General features: G+C 68.0%; 23 protein-coding genes. 13 read left to right on the forward strand and 10 right to left on the reverse strand.

What is annotated here, in order from left to right:
* The first annotated feature begins 76 nt into the window (after positions 1-76).
* From K5L94_RS10585 to K5L94_RS10600, 4 genes are all read left to right on the forward strand, one after another.
* The gene (locus tag K5L94_RS10585; RefSeq protein ID WP_053449624.1) at positions 77-1,225 is read left to right on the forward strand and encodes an efflux RND transporter periplasmic adaptor subunit; all 1,149 of its coding nucleotides are present in this window, start codon (positions 77-79) and stop codon (positions 1,223-1,225) included.
* A 36-nt stretch (positions 1,226-1,261) separates the two neighbouring features.
* Positions 1,262-4,411: a multidrug efflux RND transporter permease subunit gene (locus K5L94_RS10590; RefSeq protein WP_274512564.1), complete on the forward strand. Its 3,150-nt coding sequence runs from the start codon at positions 1,262-1,264 to the stop codon at positions 4,409-4,411.
* Positions 4,392-4,784 carry a nuclear transport factor 2 family protein gene (locus K5L94_RS10595; protein WP_271261569.1) on the forward strand — a complete coding sequence of 131 codons (393 nt, stop codon included), beginning with the start codon at positions 4,392-4,394 and terminating at the stop codon, positions 4,782-4,784. The genes K5L94_RS10590 and K5L94_RS10595 overlap by 20 nt, the downstream gene beginning before the upstream one ends.
* An 83-nt stretch (positions 4,785-4,867) precedes the next feature.
* Positions 4,868-5,569, forward strand: a complete 702-nt coding sequence (locus tag K5L94_RS10600; RefSeq protein ID WP_274512565.1) for a COG3650 family protein — start codon at positions 4,868-4,870, stop codon at positions 5,567-5,569.
* Between the two features lie 81 nt (positions 5,570-5,650).
* On the opposite strand, the gene yeiP is transcribed toward K5L94_RS10600, so the two are convergent.
* From yeiP to K5L94_RS10625, 5 genes are all read right to left on the reverse strand, one after another.
* Complete coding sequence (gene yeiP / locus K5L94_RS10605; protein WP_005409468.1) at positions 5,651-6,217, reverse strand: elongation factor P-like protein YeiP; 567 nt, start codon at positions 6,215-6,217, stop codon at positions 5,651-5,653.
* 48 nt (positions 6,218-6,265) lie between these two features.
* Entirely contained in the window at positions 6,266-7,036 is a 771-nt protein-coding gene (locus K5L94_RS10610) for an SDR family oxidoreductase (protein WP_274512566.1), read from the reverse strand.
* Positions 7,037-7,136: 100 nt separating this feature from the next.
* On the reverse strand, positions 7,137-8,033 hold the full coding sequence (locus K5L94_RS10615) for a hydroxymethylglutaryl-CoA lyase (protein ID WP_274512567.1): 897 nt from the start codon (positions 8,031-8,033) through the stop codon (positions 7,137-7,139).
* Positions 8,030-8,431 (reverse strand): VOC family protein, encoded by a 402-nt coding sequence (locus K5L94_RS10620; RefSeq protein WP_274512568.1) that lies wholly within the window; start codon positions 8,429-8,431, stop codon positions 8,030-8,032. Before K5L94_RS10620 ends, K5L94_RS10615 begins: the two co-directional genes overlap by 4 nt.
* A 2-nt stretch (positions 8,432-8,433) precedes the next feature.
* Positions 8,434-9,222 (reverse strand): enoyl-CoA hydratase/isomerase family protein, encoded by a 789-nt coding sequence (locus tag K5L94_RS10625; protein WP_049457462.1) that lies wholly within the window; start codon positions 9,220-9,222, stop codon positions 8,434-8,436.
* A gap of 119 nt (positions 9,223-9,341) precedes the next feature.
* Here K5L94_RS10625 and K5L94_RS10630 point away from each other — a divergent pair, with 119 nt between their 5' ends.
* The 3 genes from K5L94_RS10630 to K5L94_RS10640 are packed head-to-tail and all read left to right on the forward strand — an operon-like array spanning position 9,342 to position 11,703.
* Entirely contained in the window at positions 9,342-9,596 is a 255-nt protein-coding gene (locus tag K5L94_RS10630; RefSeq protein ID WP_005409473.1) for a FeoA family protein, read from the forward strand.
* Positions 9,593-11,458: a ferrous iron transporter B gene (gene feoB / locus K5L94_RS10635; RefSeq protein WP_008265453.1), complete on the forward strand. Its 1,866-nt coding sequence runs from the start codon at positions 9,593-9,595 to the stop codon at positions 11,456-11,458. The genes K5L94_RS10630 and feoB overlap by 4 nt, the downstream gene beginning before the upstream one ends.
* Positions 11,458-11,703, forward strand: coding sequence for a DUF6587 family protein (locus K5L94_RS10640; RefSeq protein WP_053449631.1), 246 nt, complete (start codon positions 11,458-11,460; stop codon positions 11,701-11,703). The genes feoB and K5L94_RS10640 overlap by 1 nt, the downstream gene beginning before the upstream one ends.
* A gap of 106 nt (positions 11,704-11,809) precedes the next feature.
* Here the strand turns inward: K5L94_RS10640 and K5L94_RS10645 are convergent, their stop codons facing one another.
* The 4 genes from K5L94_RS10645 to K5L94_RS10660 form a co-directional block, all read right to left on the reverse strand.
* A complete protein-coding gene (locus K5L94_RS10645) occupies positions 11,810-12,271 on the reverse strand; it encodes a DUF4304 domain-containing protein (protein WP_053449632.1) in 462 nt (153 codons plus the stop codon).
* Between the two features lie 138 nt (positions 12,272-12,409).
* Positions 12,410-12,991: an NAD(P)H-dependent oxidoreductase gene (locus tag K5L94_RS10650; protein ID WP_274512569.1), complete on the reverse strand. Its 582-nt coding sequence runs from the start codon at positions 12,989-12,991 to the stop codon at positions 12,410-12,412.
* A gap of 67 nt (positions 12,992-13,058) precedes the next feature.
* The gene (locus K5L94_RS10655; protein WP_053449633.1) at positions 13,059-13,454 is read right to left on the reverse strand and encodes a MerR family transcriptional regulator; all 396 of its coding nucleotides are present in this window, start codon (positions 13,452-13,454) and stop codon (positions 13,059-13,061) included.
* A 4-nt stretch (positions 13,455-13,458) separates the two neighbouring features.
* Positions 13,459-14,253 carry a 3-oxoacyl-ACP reductase gene (locus tag K5L94_RS10660; RefSeq protein WP_425507581.1) on the reverse strand — a complete coding sequence of 265 codons (795 nt, stop codon included), beginning with the start codon at positions 14,251-14,253 and terminating at the stop codon, positions 13,459-13,461.
* Positions 14,254-14,310: 57 nt separating this feature from the next.
* Between K5L94_RS10660 and dapB the strand changes: the two genes are divergently transcribed.
* From dapB to recJ, 6 genes are all read left to right on the forward strand, one after another.
* On the forward strand, positions 14,311-15,039 hold the full coding sequence (gene dapB, locus K5L94_RS10665) for a 4-hydroxy-tetrahydrodipicolinate reductase (RefSeq protein WP_080374905.1): 729 nt from the start codon (positions 14,311-14,313) through the stop codon (positions 15,037-15,039).
* 309 nt (positions 15,040-15,348) lie between these two features.
* A complete protein-coding gene (gene carA, locus K5L94_RS10670) occupies positions 15,349-16,476 on the forward strand; it encodes a glutamine-hydrolyzing carbamoyl-phosphate synthase small subunit (RefSeq protein WP_053449635.1) in 1,128 nt (375 codons plus the stop codon).
* A 149-nt stretch (positions 16,477-16,625) separates the two neighbouring features.
* Positions 16,626-19,868, forward strand: a complete 3,243-nt coding sequence (gene carB, locus K5L94_RS10675) for a carbamoyl-phosphate synthase large subunit (RefSeq protein WP_164087004.1) — start codon at positions 16,626-16,628, stop codon at positions 19,866-19,868.
* 8 nt (positions 19,869-19,876) lie between these two features.
* Positions 19,877-20,341 (forward strand): transcription elongation factor GreA, encoded by a 465-nt coding sequence (greA, locus tag K5L94_RS10680; protein WP_026347191.1) that lies wholly within the window; start codon positions 19,877-19,879, stop codon positions 20,339-20,341.
* A 4-nt stretch (positions 20,342-20,345) separates the two neighbouring features.
* On the forward strand, positions 20,346-21,263 hold the full coding sequence (locus K5L94_RS10685; protein WP_274512570.1) for a phosphoglycerate mutase: 918 nt from the start codon (positions 20,346-20,348) through the stop codon (positions 21,261-21,263).
* Between the two features lie 160 nt (positions 21,264-21,423).
* Positions 21,424-23,181 (forward strand): single-stranded-DNA-specific exonuclease RecJ, encoded by a 1,758-nt coding sequence (gene recJ / locus K5L94_RS10690; protein WP_274512571.1) that lies wholly within the window; start codon positions 21,424-21,426, stop codon positions 23,179-23,181.
* A 52-nt stretch (positions 23,182-23,233) separates the two neighbouring features.
* Here the strand turns inward: recJ and K5L94_RS10695 are convergent, their stop codons facing one another.
* Complete coding sequence (locus K5L94_RS10695; protein ID WP_274512572.1) at positions 23,234-24,301, reverse strand: DUF1176 domain-containing protein; 1,068 nt, start codon at positions 24,299-24,301, stop codon at positions 23,234-23,236.
* Between the last annotated feature and the right edge of the window lie 49 nt (positions 24,302-24,350).

Consider the following 24,350-nt stretch of genomic DNA (forward strand, 5'->3'; position numbering starts at 1 on the left):
ATCGAAACCCCATCATCGCCCCGCACACTGCGTTCTTCAGGACCTTTCAGCCGCCCGCGCGGCATTGTGCACAGCAATGAGAACCTTCAGGACTCCGGCCGCGTTGATCGCGGCCATCGCTCTGGCCATGACGGCCTGCTCCTCCCCCGAAGCCACCCCCGAAGCCGCACCGCGCGTCAGCGTCGTCACCGTCGGCCCGCAGGTGGTGCAGCGTGACGACGAACTGCCCGGTCGCGTGGCCGCGGTACGCACGGCGCAGATCCGCGCGCAGGTGGGCGGCATCGTGCAGCGCCGCCTGTTCGAGCAGGGCGCCGAAGTAAGTGCTGGCCAGGCCCTGTTCCAGATCGATCCGGCGGCATTCCGTGCCGACGTCGATTCGGCGCTGGCTGCGCTGCAGCGCAGTGAAGCGGCGCTGGGCCGCAGCCGCGTGCAGTCGCAGCGCCTGCATGCGCTGGCCGCCGCGCAGGCGGTCAGCCAGCAGCATCGCGATGATGCCAGTGCCGAGTACGAACAGGCGCGCGCGGCAGTGAACGAAGCACGCGCGATCCTGGCCCGCCGCCAGCTCGACCTGCGCTACGCCACGGTCAGTGCGCCGATTGCCGGCCGCATCGACCAGGCACTGGTGAGCGAAGGCGCGCTGGTCGGGGTCGCCGATGCCGAGCCGATGGCGGTGGTGCAGCAGATCGACCAGGTCTACGTCGACGTGCGCCAGCCGGCTGCGCAGCTGGAGTCGCTGCAGCGCAGCGCCGCCGGCGGTGGCGAACTACCGGTGACGATCATCGGCGCGGCCGGCAAGCCGCTGACCGAGCGCGGCCAGCTGCTGTTCTCCGGCATCAACGTCGATGCGCGCACCGGTGATGTGATCCTGCGCATCCTGGTCGACAATCCGCAGCGCCAGTTGCTGCCCGGCATGTACGTGCGTGCCAGGGTGCCCCGTGGCGCCCCGGCCAGTGCATTGACCGTGCCGCAGCAGGCGGTGCTGCGCAGCGCGGGTGGCCAGGCCTATGCCTGGGTGATCGCGGGCGATGGCAAGGCGGTGATCCGCACGCTGGAGGTCGACGGCAGCGTTGATCGCCAGTGGCTGGTCCGGCACGGGCTGAAGGCCGGCGAGCGGGTGGTGGTCGAGGGCCAGGAGCGCCTGCAGGAAGGCGTGGTGGTCGATGCGCGCGACTGGCAGCGGCCGGTCGCCAGCGCCGGTGCGATGCAGGCCGGCAGCAAGGGCTGAGCCTTTCCCGGGCCAGTCTCTCCAGGGAAATCCAACATGGCACGTTTCTTCATTGATCGCCCGGTGTTCGCCTGGGTGCTGGCGATCTTCATCATCCTGGCGGGCGTACTAGCGATTCCGCGCCTGGCCGTGGAGCGCTATCCGGCCGTTGCGCCGCCCAGCGTCAGCATCTATGCCAGCTACCCGGGGGCCAGCCCGCAGACGCTGAACGATGCCGTGGTCGGCCTGATCGAGCGCGAGCTGTCCAGCGTCAAGCACCTGCTGTACTTCGAATCGTCGGTGGATACCTCCGGCGAAGCCTCGATCACCGCCACCTTCAAGCCGGGGACCAACCCGGAGCTGGCGCAGGTGGATGTGCAGAACCGGATCAAGGCGATCGAACCCCGCCTGCCGCGCAGCGTGCGCCAGAACGGCCTGTTCGTGGAAGCAGCCGATTCCGGCTTCCTGATGCTGGTCGGCCTGCGTTCGCCGGATGCCAGTGTCAGCGAGGCGGCGCTGGGTGACTTCATGGCGCGCAACATCATCGAAGAGCTGCGCCGCATCGATGGCGTCGGCCGCGTGCAGCTGTTCGGTGCCGAGCAGGCCATGCGGGTGTGGCTGGACCCGACCCGGTTGACCGGCTATGGCTTGACCATGGGCGATGTGGCCGCGGCCATCGAGCAGCAGAACCTGGAGATCTCGCCGGGCCGCATCGGCGATTCGCCGGGCGTCGCCGGCCAGCGCATCACCGTGCCGCTGAGCGCCGATGGCCAGTTGTCCACGCCGGAACAGTTCGCCGCCATCGTGCTGCGGGCGGCCGCCGACGGTTCGCGGGTCGTGCTGGGTGACGTCGCACGCGTGGAGCTGGGCGCGCAGAGTTACGCCTGGGGCACGCGGGAAGACGGCCATCCGGCGACGGCGGCCGGCGTGCAGCTGCGCCCGGGCGCGAACGCAGTGCGAACCGCCGGCGCAGTGCGCGAGCGCATGGCCGAGCTGGCACCGCTGCTGCCGCGTGGCGTGGAGTCGAGCATTCCGTTCGACACCGCGCCGTTCGTCAAGATCTCGATCCAGAAGGTGGTGCAGACGCTGCTCGAAGCGATGCTGCTGGTGTTTGCGGTGATGTACCTGTTCCTGCAGAACTGGCGCTATACGCTGATTCCGGCGCTGGTCGCCCCGATCGCGCTGCTGGGCACCTTCGCGGTGATGCTGGCGCTCGGCTTCTCGATCAACGTGCTGACCATGTTCGGCATGGTGCTGGCGATCGGCATCATCGTCGACGATGCGATCGTGGTGGTCGAGGGCGTGGAGCGGATCATGGCCGAGGAGGGCCTGCCACCGCGCGAGGCCACCATCAAGGCGATGCGCGAGCTGACCGGCGCGGTGATCGGCATCACCCTGGTACTGACCGCGGTGTTCATTCCGATGGCGTTGGCCAGCGGCTCGGTGGGCGCGATCTACCGCCAGTTCACCGTGGCGATGGCGGTGTCGATCCTGTTCTCGGCGCTGCTGGCGCTGAGCCTGACCCCGGCGCTGTGCGCGACCTTGTTGCGCCCGAACAGCCATGGTCATCACGGTCGTGGCGGGCTGTTCGGCGCCTTCAATCGCGGCTTCGAGAGGATGACCGGGCGCTACCAGCGTGGCGTGGCCTCGGCGCTGCAGCGGAGCGGGCGCGTGATGGGCGTGTTCGCCGCGCTGGTGGCCGCGTTGCTGCTGGGCCTGCACTGGCTGCCGGGTGCGTTCCTGCCGGAAGAGGACCAGGGCTATTTCATGACCTCGATCCAGCTGCCCGCCGAAGCCACGGCCGAGCGCACGCTGGCCGTGGTGGAAGCCTACGAACGGCACGTGGCGTCGCGCCCGGGCATCGGGTCCAACCAGTCGATCCTCGGCTACAGCTTTTCCGGTTCGGGCCCGAGCGCGGCGCTGACCTACACCATGCTGAAGGACTGGGGCGAGCGCGCCGGTGCCACCGCAGCCGGTGAGGTGGCGGCTGCGCAGAAGGCGATGGCCGCCGTCGCCGAGGGCGAGGTGATGAGCGTGATGCCACCGGCAATCGACAGCCTGGGGCGTTCGTCCGGCTTCTCGCTCGCCCTGCAGGCGCGGACCGGGCAGAGCCAGGCCGAGTTGCGTGCAGCCCTGCAGCAGCTGCTGAAACTGGCCGAGGCCAGCCCGCTGCTGTCGGAGGTGCATGCCGATGGCCTGCCGGCCGGCACCAGCGTGCGGCTGGACATCGACCGCGCCAAAGCCGAGGCGATGGGCGTGGGCTTCGAGCACATCAGCAGCACGCTGTCGGCAGCGATGGGCTCGCAGTACGTCAACGACTTCCCCAACAAGGGCCGGTTGCAGCAGGTGATCCTGCAGGCCGACGCGCCGCACCGGATGGAACTGGAGGACGTGCTGAAGCTGTACGTGCGCAACAGCGAAGGCGGCATGGTGGCGCTGTCCGAACTGGTCACGCCGCACTGGACCGAGGCGCCGCTGCAGCTGCAGCGCTATCTCGGTTTCCCGGCGCTGAATCTGTCCGGCGCACCGGCATCGGGCGTCTCGACCGGCCAGGCGATGGCGGAGATGGAGCGGCTGGCCAGGCAGCTGCCCTCCGGCTTCGCCCTGCAGTGGACCAGCCAATCGCTGCAGGAGCGCGAATCGGGCGCACAGGCACCGTGGCTGCTGCTGTTGTCGATGCTGGTGGTGTTCCTGGTGCTGGCGGCGCTGTACGAGAGCTGGTCGATCCCGTTGGCGGTGATGCTGGTGGTGCCGCTGGGCCTGCTCGGTGCGGTCGCCGCGGTGCTGTTGCGCGGCATGCCCAACGACGTGTTCTTCAAGGTGGGCATGATTACGGTGATCGGGTTGTCGGCGAAGAACGCGATCCTCATCGTCGAGTTCGCACGGCAGCTGCAGCAGCAGGGGCGCGGACTGGCCGAAGCGGCGCTGGAGGCGGCGCGGCTGCGCCTGCGGCCGATCGTGATGACCTCGCTGGCGTTCGCGCTGGGCGTGGTGCCGCTGATGCTGGCGCAGGGTGCGTCGAAGGAAACCCAGCAGGCGATCGGAACCGGCGTGTTCGGCGGCATGGTCAGTGCGACCGTGCTGGCGGTGTTCTTCGTGCCGGTCTTCTATGTAGTGGTGCAGGGCGCGCGGCAATGGATCGCGCAACGCCTGCGCAGGCGCCGGCCGATGCCGGAAGGATCCGTGGATGGAACGGAACATCGTTGAAGACCTGCATGAACTGCAGTTGATCGCACTGGAGCAGCGCCTGTGCCAGGCACTGCTGGCCGGCGACCACGATGCGCTGGGCACGCTGGTATCGCCAGCGCTGTTCATGATGGATGGCCAGGGCGGGCGCATGCTCGACCTGCCCTGGCTGGGCGAGTGGCTCGCAGGCCATCTGCAGGTGCGCAGCCTGCAGGTGGACACGGTGGAGACGCTGCTGTGCGGGCGGTTGGCGCTGTTGTCCAGCGACGTGCGCCTGGCGGTGTGCCGGCAGGACCGCGAGCGCGAACTGAAACTGCGCCTGCTGCGGGTATGGACCTGCAGTTCCGGCGACGGCGGCGCTCAACTGCTGTCGATGGCGGTGCTGGCCGCGTGAGCGTGGTCAGGCCGCTTTCAGGCCCCGCTCACCGCCAGGTGATAGGGTCGAACCTCTCAGTAGTGTCGACAAGGAGTCGAGCCATGCGTGTAGTTCCCAGTCTGTTGGCAGCCTCCCTGGCATTGGTGCTGGCCGCGTGCCAGCCTGCGCAACCGCCGGCTGCGGGCGGCAATGATGCCGCACCGCCGGCTGCGCCCGAACCGGCTGCCAGCACCGGCACCGGCGCCGGCAGCGAGACCCTGTACCAATGCGGCGATCTGAACGTGCGCGCGACCTTCAATGGCGAGGATGCGGCCACGGTGGTGATCGGCGATCGCACCTTTGCGATGACCTCCGAGCGTGCGGCGTCGGGCGCGAAGTATGGTGATGGCCAGGGCAACAGCTTCTGGACCAAGGGCAGCGATGACGGCCTGTTGAGCCTGAAGGGCGAGCCGGACCGCGAATGCCACGCGGTGGAAGCCATCGAGGGCGATGGCAGCGCCGGCAACGCGGCGTTCCGTGCTACCGGCAACGAACCGGGCTGGCTGGCGGTCGTGGATGGCGACAAGCCCGGCCTGCAGGTGGAAGTGGATTACGGTGAGCGCCGCTTCGACGTGGCCAAGCCCACCGAAGGCGCCGATGGCTGGAGCGGAAAGGCGGCCGATGGCACCGACGTCAAGCTCAGCTTCCAGCGCACCACCTGCCAGGACGACATGAGTGGCGAATCATTCGACGCCAAGGTGAATCTGACCATTGGCACGCGCCAGTACCACGGTTGCGGTAATTTCGGTGCCCAGCAGCCGTAAGTGATCCGTGCAGCCGGGACAGTGCCCGGCTGCACGAAGATGCTGCCTGCGGCGGCGTGCGCCGCAGGCAGCTCGAGGCGCTTAGTCGGCGCGTCCGGCGAATTCACCGGTGGCGGTGTTCACCAGCACGCGTTCGCCGTTGACGATGTACTCCGGCACCATGATCTCGATACCGGTGTTGAGCTTGGCCGGCTTCGGGCGCTTGGTGGCGGTGCCACCCTTCAGTTCCGGCGGGGTCTCGATCACTTCCAGCACCACCGAGGCCGGCAGCTGGATCGCCACCGGCTGCTCGTCAATGACCTGCACGTAGATGCCGGTCAGGCCGTCGGTGATGTAGCCGGCGTCGTCGCCGATCACGTCCGCGTCCAGCGTGTACGGGGTGTAGTCCTCGTCATCGAGGAACACGAAGGCGTCGCCGTCCTTGTACGAATAGGTGGACTGGCGGCGCAGCAGTTCGACCTCGACCAAGTTGTCGTCGGCATCGAAGCTGGCGTCGAGCTTGTTGCCGCCCGGCACGCTGTACATGATGAAGCGGAAGCGGACGTTGCCGCCGCGACCCTGCGGCGAGCTGCGCTCGATGTCGCGGATCTGGTACACGCCGTTGTTGTACTCGACGACGTTGCCCTTCTTGATGTCGTTGGCTTTCATGGTGTTCTAGGTGGTTGGGGGAGGGCGCCGTCCCGGCGCCCGGGGGAATCACTTCGGAGCAAGGCGGGTAGCGCCGTCCAGGCGGATGGTCTCGCCATTGAGATAGGTGTTGCCGAGGATGAAGCCGACCAGGCTGGCGAAGTCTTCCGGCTTGCCCAGGCGCGACGGGAACGGGATCGAGGCGGCCAGCGACTGCTGCACGGCTTCGGGCATGCCGTCGACCATCGGAGTCCAGAACACGCCCGGCGCGATCGTGTTGACGCGGATGCCGAAGCGCGACAGTTCGCGTGCCATCGGCAGCGTCATCGAGACCACGCCGCCCTTGCTGGCGGCATACGCGGCTTGGCCGATCTGGCCTTCATAGGCGGCGATGCTGGCGGTGTTGATGATCACGCCGCGCTCGCCGTCGGTGCCGGCCTCGTTGTGCTGCATGCGGTTGGCCGCGGCCTTGGCCACGTTGAAGCTGCCGACCAGGTTGACCATCACCGTGCCCTGGAAGCCGGCCAGCGGCATCGGGCCCTCTTTGCCCAGCACGCGACCGGCGCCGAGGATGCCGGCGCAGTTCATCGCCACGTTCAGGCCACCGAGGAAATCGTGGGCCTGGTCGATGGCGGTGGCCACGGCCGCCTCATCGCTGACGTTGATGTTGAAATAGCGGGCCTTGTCGGCGCCCAGTTCGGCAACGGTGGCTGCGCCCTTGTCGTCGTTGAGGTCGAACAGGGCCACCTTGCCGCCCTGGGCGACGAGGTGCTGGGCCACGGCCAGGCCGAGCCCGGAGACGCCGCCAGTGATCACGGCACGTACGGAAGACAGCTGCATTGAACGGTCCTGCAGGTTCGAGAACCGCCGATTCTAACGGAAGCCACGACCGTCGCTGTTGTGCACTGCGCCGCCTTTGCGTGGCGGCGCGGTGCGGCGGTCAGCCGGCGGCGGCAAGCGCCTGTCCGGTGCGGCTGGCGGTGGCGCGGCCGAGCAGGCCGGCCAGCCAGCGGCCGGTCTCGGCCAGTGCCGGCAGGTCCACGCCGCTGTCCAGGCCCAGGCCCTGCAGCAGGTAGACCACGTCTTCGCTGGCGACGTTGCCGCTGGCGCCCTTGGCATACGGGCAGCCACCGGCGCCGGACACGGCGCTGTCGACCACGCGCACGCCTTCTTCCAGGCAGGTGGCGATGTTGGCGATGGCCTGGCCGTAGGTGTCGTGGAAGTGCACGGCCAGCGCCGGCATCGGAATCTCGGCGGCGACCGCCTGCAGCATCGCCCGCGCCTTGCGCGGGGTACCGACGCCGATGGTGTCGCCCAGCGAGATTTCGTAGCAGCCCATCTGGTGCAGGGCACGGGCCACGCGCACCACGTCGGCCAGCGGTACTTCGCCCTGGTAGGGGCAGCCGAGCACGGTGGACACATAGCCGCGCACACGCACGCCATCGGCGGCGGCCCGGCGCAGGATCGGCTCGAAACGGACCAGCGACTCGTCGATGCCGGCATTGGTATTGGTGCGGTTGAACGCTTCGGAGGCGGCGGTGAACACCGCCACTTCCTCCACGCCGACCGCGCGGGCACGGTCGTAACCCTGTTCGTTCGGCACCAGCACCGGATAGCTGACGCCGGGCCTGCGCTGGATGCCGGCATAGACCTCGGCGGCATCGGCCAGCTGCGGGATCCACTTCGGGCTGACGAAGCTGGTCGCCTCGATGCTGCGCAGGCCGGTGGCCGACAGGCGGTTGATCAGTTCGATCTTGTCGGCGGTGGACACCGACTGCTTTTCATTCTGCAGGCCGTCACGCGGACCGACTTCGACGATGCGGACGTAGTCGCTCATGCCTCTACCTCGGAGCCGGGGTGGTGGCAGACCGATTCGATGTTGTTGCCGTCCGGGTCGAGCACGAAGGCGCCGTAGTAATCCGGGTGGTACCACGGGCGCAGGCCGGGGGCGCCATTGTCGCGGCCGCCGGCGGCGAGGGCGGCGGCATGGAAGGCGTCCACCTGCGCGCGGCTGGCGCAGGCGAAGGCCACGTGCACGCCGTGGCTGGCGGTGCCGCCATTGCCGAGCCAGAAGAACGGCTTGCCGTCGCTACCGAAACCGATGTGGTCGTGGGCGCCGCTCTGTTCGGCGGTCACTTCCATCACCACGCCGATCTGCAGCGGCGCCAGCGCCTGCAGGAAAAAGGCCTTGCTGCGCGCCAGGTTGGCGCTGGTCAAACCAAGATGATCGAGCATGTTCAGGCTTCCGTGACCCAGTGGGGGGCGCGCTTGTCGAGGAACGCGCCCAGGCCTTCCTGGCCCTCGGCGGAGACCCGCAGGCGCGCGATCAGCGCGGCATTATCCCGATCGAGCGCGTCGCGATCATGGCTGTCGCGGACCTGCCGGACCAGTTGCTTGGCGGTGGACGAGGCGATCGGGCCGGCCTTGTCGAGCAGGGCCAGCTGGCGTTCCAGTGCCTCGTCCAGGCGCTCGGGCTCGACCAGCTGGTGGACCAGGCCGATGCGCAGCGCGGTATCGGCGTCGAAGTGCTCGCCGGTGGCGAACCAGCGCCGGGCCTGGCGCGGGCCGATGGCCTCGATCACGTAGGGCGAAATCACCGCCGGCAGCAGGCCGAGGCGGCTTTCGGTCAGGCCGAAACGGGCCGAGGTGCTGGCGATGGCGATGTCGCAGCAGGCGACCAGGCCGACACCACCGCCGAAGGCTGCGCCGTGGACCCGGGCCAGGGTCGGCTTGGGCAGCTCGTCCAGGGTGCGCATCAGCCTTGCCAGGGCCAGCGAGTCCTCGCGGTTGTCCGCCTCGCTGGCGGCGGCCATGCCACGCATCCACTGCATGTCGGCCCCGGCCGAGAAGGAGGCGCCGTGGCCGGCCACCACCACCGCGCGGACCGCATCATCGCGGCCGGCGGCTTCCAGCGCGGCAGTCAGCCGGGCGATCAGGCTGGCGTCAAAGGCGTTGTGCAGCTCCGGCCGGTTCAGCCAGAGGGTGAGGACGGCGCCACGGCGCTCGATCTGCAAAGCATCGTTCATGGGATTCCAAGGTCACTCCATACCTGTATGGATCATAGCGGGCCATTGGTCATGGGCCATGACGCGACGCGGGAATGTTAGAATCGAGAACCATTTACATCCAGCAGAGATTACGCTAGATGACGCTGTCCGAACTGCCGCTGCACACCTCGGCCGTGGTCGAATCCGTGCAGGACCTGCATGCCAACGATGCCATTGCCCGTCGCCTGCGCGAGCTGGGTTTCGTCAAGGGCGAGGAAGTGCGCCTGGTGGCCAAGGGTCCGGTAGGCGGGGAGCCGCTGCTGGTGCAGGTCGGGTTCACCCGGTTCGCGCTGCGCATCAGTGAAGCCAAGCGCGTCGTGGTTGACGCCGCCAGCCAGGAACGACGTGCATGACCGCTACTGCCTCCACCGCCCCCCTGCGCGTCGCGCTGGTCGGTAACCCGAACAGTGGCAAGACCGCCCTGTTCAACCAGCTGACCGGCAGCCGGCAGAAGGTCGCCAACTACACCGGCGTCACCGTCGAACGCAAGGAAGGCCGCCTGCGCGCGCCGTCCGGCCGTGAATTCGCCGTGCTCGACCTGCCGGGCGCCTACAGCCTGCAACCGGCCAGCCTGGACGAGGCGATTACCCGCGACCTGTGCCGCGGCTTCTACCCGGGCGAAGCCGCGCCGGACGTGCTGCTGTGCGTGATCGATGCCACCAACCTGCGCCTGCACCTGCGCTTCGCGCTGGAGCTGCGCGAGCTGGGCAAGCCGATGGTGGTGGCGCTGAACATGGTCGATGCCGCCCAGCGCCGCGGCATCCAGGTCGATGTGGCTGCGCTGGAGCGCGAGCTGGGCGTGCCGGTGGTGGAAACCGTGGCGGTGCGCAAGCAGGGTGCCAAGGCGCTGGTCGAGCGCCTGGATGCGATGGTGCCGCACCTGGATGCACCAGTGCCGGGCCCGGAAGGCGGCATCGACTACCACGCCAAGGTGCGCCAGATCCTGTCGGTGGCCGTGCGCATGCCGGCACGTACCGCCAAGATCGACGACGCGCTGGACCGCTGGCTGCTGCACCCGGTGTTCGGCCTGGTCAGCCTGGCGGTGGTGATGTTCCTGATCTTCCAGGCGGTCTACGCCTGGGCAACGCCGCTGATGGATGCCATCGAGGCCGGCTTCGCCTGGCTCGGCGCCTTCGTCGGCAGCGTGCTGCCGGAAGGGCCGCTGGCCAGCCTGCTGACCGACGGCATCATCGCCGGCGTCGGTGGCGTGGTGGTGTTCCTGCCGCAGATCCTGATCCTGTTCTTCTTCATCCTGGTGCTGGAAGAGTCCGGCTACCTGCCGCGTGCGGCCTTCCTGCTCGACCGCATGATGGCGGCAGCCGGCCTGTCCGGCCGCTCGTTCATCCCGCTGCTGTCCAGCTTCGCCTGTGCGGTGCCGGGCATCATGTCCACCCGCAGCATCCAGGACCCGCGCGACCGCCTGGCCACGATCCTGGTCGCGCCGCTGATGACCTGCTCGGCGCGCCTGCCGGTGTATGCGCTGCTGATCGGTGCGTTCATCCCGCAGAAGACCGTGTGGGGCGTGTTCAACCAGCAGGGCCTGGTGCTGTTCGGCCTGTATGCGGCCGGCATCCTCAGTGCGCTGGCGATGTCGTGGATCATGAAGAAGTGGCGCCGCGACAAGAGCGAGCATCCGCTGATGCTGGAACTGCCGTCGTACCGCCTGCCGCATGTGCGCGACCTGGCGGTGGGCCTGTACGAGCGCGGCATGATCTTCCTCAAGCGCGTCGGCGGCATCATCCTGGCGCTGACCATCCTGCTGTGGGTGCTGCTGTCGTTCCCGGCGGCGCCGGTGGGCGCCACGATGCCGGCCATCGACTACAGCTACGCCGGCCAGATCGGCCACGCGATGGCGGTGTTCTTCGCGCCGCTGGGCTTCAACTGGCAGATCTGCATCGCGCTGATCCCGGGCCTAGCCGCGCGCGAAGTGGCCGTGTCCTCGCTGGCCACTGTGTACGCGCTGTCGGCGGCCGATGACGATGCCGCCAGCCAGGCGCTGACCCCGCTGATCAGCGACGGCTGGTCGCTGGCCACCGCATTGTCGCTGCTGGTCTGGTACATCTACGCCCCGATGTGCATCTCGACGCTGGCCACCATCAAGCGCGAAACCAATTCGTGGAAGACGATGGCCTTTTCGGCGTTCTACCTGTTCGCCGCGGCCTACGTGGCGGCGCTGATCACCTACCAGGTGACCCGGGCGCTGGGAGGCGGCTGATGGACAGCGGATTGCTGCTGCAATACCTGATCATCGCGGTGGCCGTGCTGGTCAGCGCCTGGGTGGTGTTGAAGAAGCAGTTCCCGGGCACCGTGCGCAGGGTGCGCGGTGCACTGGCGCTGGCCCTGCTGAGGCCGGGCCGTGCTGCCTGGCTGCAGACGCTGGGCCGGAAAATCGCGCCGCCGGCGACGGGCGGCGGTGGCGCATGTGGCGGTTGCGACAGCTGCGGGCCGACCAAGAAGTAGCGCCGGGCTTGCTCGACGGCGGCCGCACGGTGGGTGCGAGCATTCGCCGCGGTGGGTGCGAACTTCACCCGGTGGGTGCGAACCTTGGTTCGCACGCTTCCCGGGTTCAGACCTCCCTGCGGATGAGCGCGCGGAAGTTTCCGTCCCGATTCAATCGCCGCACCGACTCGCGGTTTCCGTGGGCTTCCGCGAAGCCCGCCACATCGGCAAGGGCACCGAGCAGCAGGCCTTTCAGCGCATCACGATTGCCTGCCTCAAGCAGATCATCCAGATCCTGCTGGATGAAGGCCCGGCGCAGGCCGGGCGTCTCTTCGATCCGCCAGTCGACATGCGGCGTGGGAATGCTGGAGCGGTACCTGAACGCAGTTTCCAGGTCGGAAGGCGCAAGCGGATACTCAAGCAGCTCTGGAAAGTAGAGCCCGGCATTCACATAGAAGCCCCGGTGTTCGCTGGCGCGTTGGTGATTCACGACAAGCAGGGCGCCCTCCAGCAGCCGGTAGCGGGTGGTGGTGGTCCCGGCAAAGCCTGTCTTCCTTGCGCATCTGCTGAAGACCGTCGCGGATTTCATGGGGCCCGCCTGGGCTGGAGGAAGGGCCCACAGCCTTGTCGCGCCGTGCGCGGGGGTCAATTGGCAAACGCGACACGCGCAACGAGCGCCCCAGGTGGGTGCGAACCTTGGTTCGCACGCCTTGCCCATGGCCTGAATCTACCTGGCGCGGGATCCAAGCTCTGCTGCCAGCGCCAGCCACGTGCTGCGTTGCGCCGGCGTGCTGCTGCGCACCGCACCGAGGCGGCTGATCTTCACTGGGCGGAAGCCGCAGAACGCCAGGATGGTGGCGCGGATCTGCGCAATGCCCGGGTCGCGGTAGATCCAGCGGTAGTACCACGGCGGCGTGTCCAGGGTGGTGATCACCCGCGCGCTGCGGCCGGCCAGCAGCCGGTCCCACCACACCGAATCGCGCCGGTAGCGGAAGGCGTACCCCGGCAGCAGCACGCGGTCGAAGAGGCCCTTCAGCAGGGCCGGCATCGCGCCCCACCAGGTGGGATAGACCAGCACCAGGTGATCGCAGGCTTGGATCGCATCGGCGACGTCCTGCAGGTCGGCTTCCAGCGGCTGGACCTGGCGGTAGCCGTGGCGCAGTACCGGGTCGAATTCGAGTTCACCCAAGGCGATCAGACGCACCCGGTGGCCGGCGTTTTCAGCAGCGGTGGCGTAGCGCTGGGCGAGGGCGCCGCACAGGCTGTCACGGTCGGGATGGCCGAGCAGGATCAGGATGGAACGGGACACGACAACCTCGGGCAATGGAAAGTGCGCGAGGTTGGGCTATGCCCCAGGGGCAGAGTCAAACGCCGGGTCAGGCGCCGACAGGGCAGCCGCTGGGTTGCAGGACGCAGTCGCCACTGCCGGAGTGCAGCCACTGCCGTAGTTCGTCGCTGACCTGCTGCAGGTCAAGCTCGACCTGCTCCAGCCGTGCGCGCTCACACGCAATGCGGCTGCGCTGCTGCTCCAGCAGGGCCAGCACGGCCGGCCAGTCGAGCCGCCCATCGCCACCCTGCAGCCGCGAGACCGCCGCCAGGGTGATGCCCAGTGCCAGCGCCTGGCGGATCAGCTGCACCCAGGCCACGTCCTGCTCGCTGTAGTCGCGGTAGCGGTTCACGCGCGGCACCGGTGGCAGCAGGCCGCGCGCCTCGTACAGGCGGATGGCCTTGGCGCTGGCGCCGGTCAGGCGACTGACCTCGGAGATGCGCATCGGCTCAGTCCCGCACCAGCCCGCCATCGACCACCAGGTTCTGGCCGGTCACCGCGCGTGACCAGGGGCTGGCGAAGAATAGCGCCGCATCGGCGAACTCGGCCGGGGTGGTGACGCTGCGCAGCGGGGTGTTGGCGGCGATGTAGTCGAACACCGCCTCGGGCGTGGCAGCGCTGGCATCGGTGGTGCGCAGCAGGCCGCCGGACAGCATGTTGACGGTGATGCCATGCGGGCCGAGGTCGCCGGCCAGGGTGCGGGTCAGTGACAGCAGCGCGGCCTTGGCCGCGGTGTAGTCGTGGTAGGGCACGACCGGGTTCTGGAACAGGTTGGTGCCGATGTTGATGACGCGGCCGAAACGGCGCGCCTGCATGCCGGGCAGGGCGGCCTGCACGGTGTTGAGCGCGCCACGCACGCTGCCCTCGAACTGGGCCTGGAAGGCCGGCCAGCCGATATCGGCAGCGCTGTCGCGCGCATCGCCATTGAACGAGAAGCTCGCCAGCGCGTTGTTGACCACGGTGGTGACGCCCTGGCCGAAGTGCGCCAGCGCCTGCTGCAGCATGGCGTCGACCTGGGCGCGATCGGTGACGTCGGCCGGCAGCGCGATCGCCTGTCCGCCCAGTTCGGCAGCCAGGGCCCGTGCGGTGGCCTCGCTGCGGTGGTAGTTCACGATGACGCGCGCACCCTGCGCGGCGAAGGCGCGGGCAATGTGCGTGCCAAGGCCGCGGCCGGCGCCGGTGACCAGCACCAGTTGTTCGCTGATCTGCATGGTGGAACTGCCATCCATTGCGTGAAAGGGCATGCAGCGTAGCAGCGATGGCGCTTGCCGGAGCGGGTGCGCTGCCGCTAGCCTGCGGGCATGAACCAGACTCCCCTGCGATTGCTCATTCACGGCGCCTCCGGGCGCATGGGCCAGGCTCTGCTGCGGCTGGCCGCCGAACACCCCGAAACCCTGCAGATCGTGGCGGCGGTGACCGGCCGCGCGCCGGCCCAGCGCGTGGTCGACGGCGTGCCGTTCTTCGCCGCCAGCGAGCTGCCCGGCGCGCCGGTGTTCGATGTGGCAATCGACTTCAGCCTGCCGGAGGGTTTCGACCCGATGCTGGCGCTGTGCGTGGAGCGGGGCGCGGGCCTGGTGTCGGGTACCACCGGCATCTCCAGTACGCAGCGCCAGGCGCTGGAGGCCGCGGCAGCGAAGATCCCGCTGGTCTGGGCCTCGAATTTCAGCCTGGGCGTGGCGGTGCTGGACGAGCTGGTCGAGCGCGCCGCACAGGCGCTGGCCGGCTGGGACTGCGACATCGTCGAATCGCACCACACCCAGAAGAAGGACGCGCCGTCGGGCACCGCGCTGACCCTGGGTGCGGCAGCGCAGCGGGGTGGGGCGCAGCCGCACTACGCCAGCCTGCGTGCCGGCGATATCGTCGGCGAGCATCTGGTGCAGTTCACCGGCCCCGGTGAGCGCATCGAGCTGGTCCACCGGGCCACCAATCGCGACATTTTTGCCCGCGGCGCGCTGTTCGCCGCCCGCCAGCTGCACGGCCGGGCGGCCGGCAGCTACCGAGTGCGGGACCTGCTGGACGGCCCCCGGTAACGGTCCAGGTCGATGGTAGATGCCAACCTTGGTTGGCGCTTCCCGGAAAGCCTGCCAACCAAGGTTGGCATCTACCGGGGTCATGGCGGCCCCGCATACGCCGCCGGATTGAAATGAATGCGCAATCGCCTGTTCATGAACAGCGATAACCGCTGGCGCGAGCGCCCCGGCAGCGCTACAATTCGCACTCGCCGAATCACGAAAGCCGGACCGGTCCCAGACCGTACGTCCGCGCTTTTTTGCAACCGGATTTCCGTGAAGCGCAGGCGTGACTTCGGCAGCCCCCTCGGTAGCCAAAGTGAGATTTCCGTGACCCAAGCCGCAATCCTCGTCCTCGAAGACGGCACCGTATTCGAGGGCGAATCCGTAGGCGCGCCCGGCCTGTCCGTCGGTGAGGTGGTGTTCAACACCGCCATGACCGGTTACCAGGAAGTGTTGACCGACCCGTCCTACGCCCGGCAGATGGTCACGCTGACCTATCCGCATATCGGCAACACCGGCATGACCGACCAGGACAATGAAGCGTCCAAGGTGTGGTCGGCCGGCCTGATCGTGCGCGACGTGCCGCGCCGCCCCAGCAACTGGCGCAGCCAGGTGTCGCTGCAGGACTGGCTGATCCAGCGTGGCGTGGTCGCCATCGCCGGCATCGACACCCGCAAGCTGACCCGCATCCTGCGCGAGAAGGGCGCGCAGAACGGTGCGCTGATGGCCGGCGACATCGACGTGGAAAAGGCACTGGAAGCCGCCCGCAAGTTCCCGGGCCTGAAGGGCATGGATCTGGCCAAGGTCGTCACTACCGAGAAGACCTACACCTGGACCGAGGGCCAGCTGGACCTGGACGCCAATGCCTTTGTCAGCGTGCCGGCCAAGTTCAAGGTCGTGGCCTACGACTTCGGCGTGAAGACCAACATCCTGCGCATGCTGGCCGAGCGCGGCTGCGAAGTGACCGTGGTGCCGGCGCAGACCCCGGCCGCCGAAGTGCTGGCGCTGAAGCCGGACGGCGTGTTCCTGTCCAATGGCCCGGGTGACCCGGAACCGTGCGACTACGCCATCGAAGCGATCAGGACCTTCATCGACGTGAAGATCCCGACCTTCGGCATCTGCCTGGGCCACCAGCTGCTGGGCCTGGCCTCGGGCGCCAAGACCATGAAGATGGGCCACGGCCACCACGGTGCCAACCACCCGGTGCAGGATCTGGACAACGGCCGGGTGATGATCACCTCGCAGAACCACGGCTTCGCGGTTGATGAATCGACCCTGCCGGCGACCCTGCGCGTGACCCACCGTTCGCTGTTCGACGGCACCAACCAGGGCATCGCCCGCACCGACGTGCCGGCGTTCTCGTTCCAGGGCCACCCGGAAGCGTCGCCCGGCCCGACCGATGTCGGCCCGCTGTTCGACCGTTTCGTGGCCCTGATGGAACAGAGCAAGGCGTGATCAGTACGTCGCCGGCTTGCCGGTGGCGTCGCGATGGACCGTAAGCCCCCGCATCGCTGCTGCCGCTGGCGCGGCGCTGCGGATCAAGATTCCTGATCGACAGCGTGCGATCACCCCCCTTGTCACGCTGTACTGACTTAGAGAAGAAAATGCCCAAGCGCACTGACCTCAAGACCATCCTCATCATCGGTGCTGGCCCGATCGTCATCGGCCAGGCCTGCGAGTTCGACTACTCCGGCGCCCAGGCCTGCAAGGCCCTGCGCGACGAGGGTTACCGCGTGGTGCTGGTCAACAGCAACCCGGCCACGATCATGACCGACCCGGAGATGGCCGATGCCGTCTACATCGAGCCGATCAACTGGCAGACGGTCGAGAAGATCATCGCCAAGGAAAAGCCTGACGCGCTGCTGCCGACCATGGGTGGCCAGACCGCGCTGAACTGCGCGCTGGACCTGGCCGACCACGGCGTGCTGGAGAAGTACAACGTCGAACTGATCGGCGCCAAGCGCGAAGCGATCCGCATGGCCGAAGACCGCGAGCTGTTCCGCGTGGCCATGGGTGAGATCGGCCTGGAATGCCCGACCGCTGCCGTCGCCCACACCCTGGACGAAGCGCTGGAGATCCAGACCCGCGTCGGTTACCCGACCATCATCCGCCCCAGCTTCACCCTGGGCGGCAGCGGCGGCGGCATCGCCTACAACCGCGAAGAGCTGGTCGAGATCGTCAGCCGTGGCCTGGAGCTGTCGCCGACCACCGAAGTGCTGGTCGAAGAGTCGGTGCTGGGCTGGAAGGAATTCGAGATGGAAGTGGTCCGCGATACCGCGGACAACTGCATCATCGTCTGCTCGATCGAGAACCTGGACCCGATGGGCGTGCACACCGGTGACTCGATCACCGTGGCCCCGGCGCAGACCCTGACCGACAAGGAATACCAGCGCCTGCGCGATGCCTCCATCGCCGTGCTGCGCAAGATCGGCGTCGATACCGGTGGTTCGAACGTGCAGTTCGGCATCAACCCGAAGACCGGCCGCGTGGTCGTCATCGAGATGAACCCGCGCGTGTCGCGTTCCTCGGCTCTGGCCTCCAAGGCCACCGGCTTCCCGATCGCCAAGGTCGCGGCCAAGCTGGCCGTGGGCTACACCCTGGACGAACTGAAGAACGAGATCACCGGCGGCCTGACCCCGGCCTCGTTCGAGCCGTCGATCGACTACGTGGTCACCAAGATTCCGCGTTTCGCCTTCGAGAAGTTCCCGGCTGCCGATGCCCGCCTGACCACCCAGATGAAGTCGGTGGGCGAGGTGATGGCGATGGGCCGCACCTTCCAGGAGTCGGTGCAGAAGGCCCTGCGTGGCCTGGAAACCGGCAAGGTCGGCTTCGACCCGACCGGCCTGGACCTGGCCAACGAAGAAGACCTGCAGACCCTGCGCCGCGAGCTGAAGGCGCCGGGCCCGGAGCGCCTGTTCTTCGTCGCCGATGCATTCCGCGCCGGCATGAGCGTGGAAGAGATCTACGCGCTGTCGTTCATCGACCACTGGTTCCTGGACCAGATCGAGGAAATCATCGCGGCCGAAGCTGAAGTGACTGCCGGTGGCATCGATGCGCTCGACGCGGCGCGCCTGCGCAAGCTCAAGCGCGCCGGTTTCTCCGACGCCCGCCTGGCCCAGCTGACCGGTACCAACGAAGCGGCCATCCGCGCGCTGCGCCGTGCGCACAAGGTGCGCCCGGTCTACAAGCGCGTGGACTCCTGTGCCGGTGAGTTCTCCACCGGTACCGCCTACCTGTACTCGACCTACGAGGACGAGTGCGAGGCCGCGCCGACCAACCGCGACAAGATCATGATCCTGGGCGGTGGCCCGAACCGCATCGGCCAGGGCATCGAGTTCGACTACTGCTGCGTGCACGCGGCACTGGCGCTGCGCGAGGATGGTTATGAAACCATCATGGTCAACTGCAACCCGGAAACCGTGTCGACCGACTACGACACCTCCGACCGCCTGTACTTCGAACCGCTGACCCTGGAAGACGTGCTGGAAATCGTCGAGCTGGAACAGCCCAAGGGCGTGATCGTGCAGTACGGCGGCCAGACCCCGCTGAAGCTGGCACGTGCGCTGGAAGCCAACGGCGTGCCGGTGATCGGCACCAGCCCGGACTCCATCGACCTGGCCGAAGACCGCGAGCGCTTCCAGCAGCTGGTCGACAAGCTGGGCCTGAAGCAGCCGCCGAACCGCATCGCCCGCAACGACCAGGAAGCGCTGCTGCTGGCCCGCGAGATCGGCTACCCGCTGGTGGTGCGCCCGAGCTACGTGCTGGGTGGCCGCGCGATGGAAATCGTCTACGGCGAATCCGACCTGGCCCGCTACGTGCGTGACGCGGTGAAGGTGTCCAACGATTCGCCGGTGCTGCTGGACCGCTTCCTCGACAACGCCGTCGAGTGCGACGTGGACATCATCGCCGACAAGGAGGGCAACGTCCTGATCGGTGGCGTGATGGAGCACATCGAAGAAGCCGGCGTGCACTCGGGTGACTCGTCCTGCTCGCTGCCGCCGTACTCGCTGTCGGCCAAGACCCAGGCCGAACTTCGCCGCCAGGTGGTGGAGCTGGCCAAGGCCCTGAACGTGGTCGGCCTGATGAACACCCAGTTCGCGATCCAGACCAGCGAAGAGGGCGATGACACCATCTACCTGCTGGAAGTGAACCCGCGTGCCTCGCGCACCGTGCCGTTCGTGTCCAAGGCCACCGGCATGCCGCTGGCCAAGATCGCCGCGCGCTGCATGGCTGGCACGACCCTGGCCGAGCAGGGCGCGACCAAGGAAATCGTGCCGGACTATTACTCGGTGAAGGAAGCGATCTTCCCGTTCGCCAAGTTCCAGGGCGTCGACCCGATCCTCGGGCCGGAAATGCGCTCCACCGGTGAGGTGATGGGCGTGGGCCGCACCTTCAACGCCGCCTTCGCGCGTGCGCAGGAAGCCGGTGGCATCAAGGCGCCGCCGGTCGGCAAGGCCTTCGTTTCGGTCCGCGATCCCGACAAGAAGCGCGTGCTGCCGGTGGCCAAGGCCCTGCTGGCGCGTGGCTACAGCCTGGTGGCCACCCGTGGCACCGCCGCATGGCTGCAGCAGCACGGCATGGACTGCGAGATCATCAACAAGGTGGTCGAAGGTCGCCCGCACATCGTCGATTCGATCAAGAACGGCGAGATCGTGTACATCGTCAACACGACCGAAGGCCGTTCGGCGATCAATGACTCGTTCTCGATCCGTCGCGAGGCGCTGCAGCACCGCGTCACCTACTCGACCACCATTGCCGGCGCCAAGGCGCTGGTGGATTCACTGGAATTCCGCGGCACCGGCCCCGTCTGGTCGCTGCAGGAGCTGCACAAGGAGTTGAATGCATGAGAGCCCCCATCACCATGAAGGGCGCGCAGAAGCTGCGCGACGAACTGGATCACCTGAAGTCGGTCAAGCGCCCGAAGGTGATCGCCGCGATCGCCGAAGCGCGTGAACACGGCGACCTGAAGGAGAACGCCGAGTACCACGCCGCGCGCGAGGAACAGGGCTTCATCGAAGGCCGCATCAAGCAGCTGGAAGGCGAGCTGTCGCACGCCGAGATCATCGACGTGAGCAAGCTCAATGCCGGCTCCAAGGTGGTGTTCGGTGCCAGCGTGACCCTGGCCGACGTGGAAACCGACGAAGAGAAGAAGTACCAGATCGTCGGCGACCTGGAAGCGGACATCAAGCTGGGCCTGATCGCCATTTCCTCGCCGGTGGCGCGCGCGATGATCGGCAAGCTGGAAGGCGATTCGATCGTGATCGACGCCCCGGCCGGCCAGCGCGAGTACGAGATCGTCAGCGTCAGCTACGTGGACTGACGAGGTGGCAACGGCGACCCTGCTGTTGCCGGCGCGCAGCCGCCTTGCGGCGGCTGCATTGCCGGATGACGTGGCGCGCGCCCTGGGTCGCGCCACCGCTTTGCAGTTGGATGCCGGTGAACGCGCCCAGCTGCAACGGCATTTCAGCGTGGCTGCGCCGCAGTGGCCGGTGGCTGCGTTGACCCGCCAGCGTGACGTGGGTGATGCCGCCGGCGCCCGCTGGCTGCGCGCCGATCCGGCCTGCATGGTGCCGGACATGCACGGTGCGCGGATGATGGCCTACGGCGAAACGCTGCGGCCGAACCTGGCCGATTGCCTGGCCTTGCTGCCGGTGTTGCAGCCGTTGTTTGCTGATGCCGGGTTCGTGCTCGACGCACCCGATCCTTCGCGCTGGTACCTGCGGCTTCCGATCGACCTGGCGCTGCCCGAGTTCGACAGCCCGGACGAGGTGCTGGGCGATGACCTGTTCTCGCACCTGCCGGAAGGCGAGGGCGGCCGCCGTTGGCGGGCGTTGATGACCGAGGCGCAGGTGCTGCTGCACAACCATTCCTGGAACCAGCAGCGCGTGGCCCAGGGGCAACAGCCGATCAATTCGCTGTGGTTCTGGGGCGGTGGCGTGATGCCGGTATCGGTCAGCACGGCGCACGCGCAGGTGCGCAGCCGCGATGCCCTGCTGCAGGGCCTGGCGCTGGCGGCTGGCGTGGCGGTGGATGGCGAGCAGGCGGTGGATGCGTTGGTCGACCTGCGCCAACTGCGTTCATCGCAGCAGTTGGGCAATGATGCGATCCGGCCGCTGCTGGCCGCGCTGAAGCGAGGCGAGCTGCAGCGACTGGTGCTGGACTTCGAGGATGGCCTGCAGTTCCAGTTGGACCGTGGCCAGCGCTGGCAGTTCTGGAAGAAGCCGCGGCAGCTGCACGACTGATCGGGGTCGGATCCGTTTTTCGTCGGAAAGCGGCTCTGACCCCCGATGGTTACCGGGGTTGCCGGCCAGCGGCCGGCACTACCGCAGCTGCCGGGCGCAATTCCGCCAGCCTCTCCCACGCGCGGTATCATCCCTCTGTCTTTCGTAACCGGCGATGCCGATGTCCCTTGCCGCCGATGCTGTGCAGCCATCCACTGATACGGTGACGATCCGCCGTCGCGATGCGGTCGCACCCGGCAACTGGCCGGACGGCACACTGCCGCTGCTGGCGCGGCTCTACGCCAGTCGCGATGCCGGTACCCCGGAGCTGGCACTGCCGAAACTGGGCAATCTGCACGCGCCCGAGCTGCTGACCGGCATCGATGATGCAGTGGGCCTGCTGGTCGAGGCCATCGCCAATGACAAGCGCATCCTGGTGGTCGGCGATTTCGATTGTGATGGCGCTACCGCCTGCGCGGTGGGCGTGCGCGGCCTGCGCATGCTCGGCGCGCAGCATGTCTTCCACGCGGTGCCGAACCGCATGGTGCACGGCTATGGCCTGTCGCCGTCGCTGGTGGACGAACTGGCCGCGCTGCAGCCGGACCTGCTGGTTACGGTCGACCACGGCATTGCCTGCCATGCGGGCGTGACTGCGGCCAAGGCGCGTGGCTGGCAGGTGCTGGTCACCGACCATCACCTGCCGGGCCCGCAGCTGCCGCCGGCCGATGTCATCGTCGATCCGAACCTGGATGGCGATGCCTTCCCCAGCAAATCGCTGGCCGGTGTCGGCGTGATTTTCTACGTGCTGATGGCGTTGCGCCGGCAGATGCGCGAGGCCGGTGTCTTCGCCGATGGCAAGGGGCCGGACCTGACCACGCTGCTGGACCTGGTGGCGGTGGGCACCGTCGCCGACCTGGTGGCGCTGGACCCTAACAATCGTGCACTGGTCAGCGCGGGCCTGCGCCGGCTGCGTGCTGGGCAGGGCTGTGTCGGCCTGCGCGCCCTGATCGAAGCCAGTGGCCGCGATGCCGCACGACTGACCGCCACCGATATCGGCTTCGCACTTGGGCCGCGCCTGAACGCTGCCGGCCGGCTGGAGGACATGGCGCTGGGCATCGCGCTGCTGCTGACCGAGGACCCACGGCAGGCACGCGACATTGCGCAGACACTTGAGCAGATCAATTCGGAACGGCGCGCGGTGCAGCAGTCGATGACCGACGACGCCGAGCAGGCGCTGACCCGCGTGGTGCTGGACACGGCCGGCCAGCGGCCGGTGGCGGCCTGCCTGTTCGATGCCGACTGGCACCCGGGCGTGGTGGGCCTGGTCGCGTCGAAGATGAAGGACCGCCTGCACCGTCCGGTGATCGCCTTCGCCCCCGCCGAACCGGGCGCCGACACCCTGCGTGGCTCGGCCCGCTCGATTCCCGGCCTGCACATCCGTGACGCGCTGGCGCTGGTCGACGCACGCCATCCGGGCCTGATCGAACGTTTCGGTGGGCATGCGATGGCGGCCGGCCTCAGCCTGCGCCTGGATCACATTGATGACTTCAAGGCCGCTTTCGTCGCCGTGGTGCTGGAAATGCTCGACCCGGCGGCGCTGCAGCAGCAGGTGCTGAGCGACGGTGAACTGGCGGCGGAGGAACTCGACCATCGCCACGCCGATGCGCTGCGCCTGGCCGGGCCGTGGGGGCAGGGCTTCCCGGAACCACTGTTCGACGGCCACTTCGAAGTGGCCAACTGGCGCGTGCTGAAGGAGCGCCACCTGAAGCTCGAACTGCGCCTGCCGGGCGTGCCCGGCACGATCAACGCCATTCACTTCGGCGGCTGGCACGGCAATGCGCCGGGCCGCCATGTGCATCTCGCCTACCGGCTGGCCTGCGATGACTACCGTGGTGGCAGCGCGATCCAGCTGATCGTCGAGCACTGCCTGCCCGGCTGAAAAAAGGGACGGAGGGGATTAAGTCGCTTGTGCCTTGTTTGCCAATTGCGACTTAATCCCCTCCGTCCCCTTTTTCCACCTCGGTCACCAGCGTCGGCAGTTCCCAGGTTCCACCGGGCACGCCGCGGCACAGGCCTGCTGCGATTTCGGAGGTCGCGACGAAGGCCGTGCCAGTCCAGGTCCAGGTGCTCTGCGAGATGCAGTCGCCCAGTCCGCGGCCCTTCTGCGCGGCGATGATCTGCCCATCGTCATAGTCGATCGCATCACTGGTCACCCACTGCGGTTGGAACGGGGCCTTCGGGCGGGCCACCCAGTAGCCGTCGCCGGTGTTGTAGGCCGCGCGCCAGCAGGGCACGTTGACCAGCACGTGCTGCGCGTCCAGGCGACGTATCTCCAGTGCCGAGTTGCTCAGCGGGATATCGGCATCGGCCTCCAGCAGGCCCTCGCAGCTGTTGTCCTTCAGCGTGGCACGCAGCGCCGCGCGCAGCGCGGGCGAGGCGGCCAGCTGCGCGAAGGCCGGGTCATCCGGAATCGAATCGGCAGTCGGTGCGCTGTGCACCATGGGCACCGGCAGCGCGGCCGGAACGCTGGCTTCGGGCGTGCTGCCCTTGCGCATCACGGCACCGGGCGTGCCGAGGCGGCCCTGGTACTCGTCGATCTTCAGCAGGACTGCGGCGGCGCCCTTGTCCGACAACGCCCAACGTTGACCGGTGGCATCGCTCACGCTGATTCCACCGTCGCGCACCAGTGCGGACAACAGTGCGGCGGTCTGCGCGGCACTCAGGGTATAGGTGCCTTCGCTCTGGTCCGGTACCAGCACACCCAGGTCCTGCTGCCGGACATGCAGGCGCAGCGCGCCGGCGGGCCGGGTCTGGCCTTCATCCGGCTGCAGCGAAAGACGGCCCTGCATGGCCTGGTTGGCGCCGCCCTTGCGGGTCAGCAGCACGCTGAGCGTGCTCTGCTCGTCGGCGGCGTAGCCGGCGGCGCGGCAGGTGCGGGTGTTGTCACAGGCCACCACCCAATCGTGGTGCTGGAAGTACAGACGGCTGGAGGGTGCCCCGGCGTTCGCAGCGGGCGGGGTGACCAAGGCCAGCAGGGCAAAGGGCAGGAACTGACGCATGGGCATCCATACACATGGGCGGGGCCACAGAGTGCCCAGCCAGGACCGT

The organism is Stenotrophomonas forensis, assembly GCF_028752115.1.
Taxonomy (GTDB): Bacteria; Pseudomonadota; Gammaproteobacteria; order Xanthomonadales; family Xanthomonadaceae; genus Stenotrophomonas; species Stenotrophomonas forensis.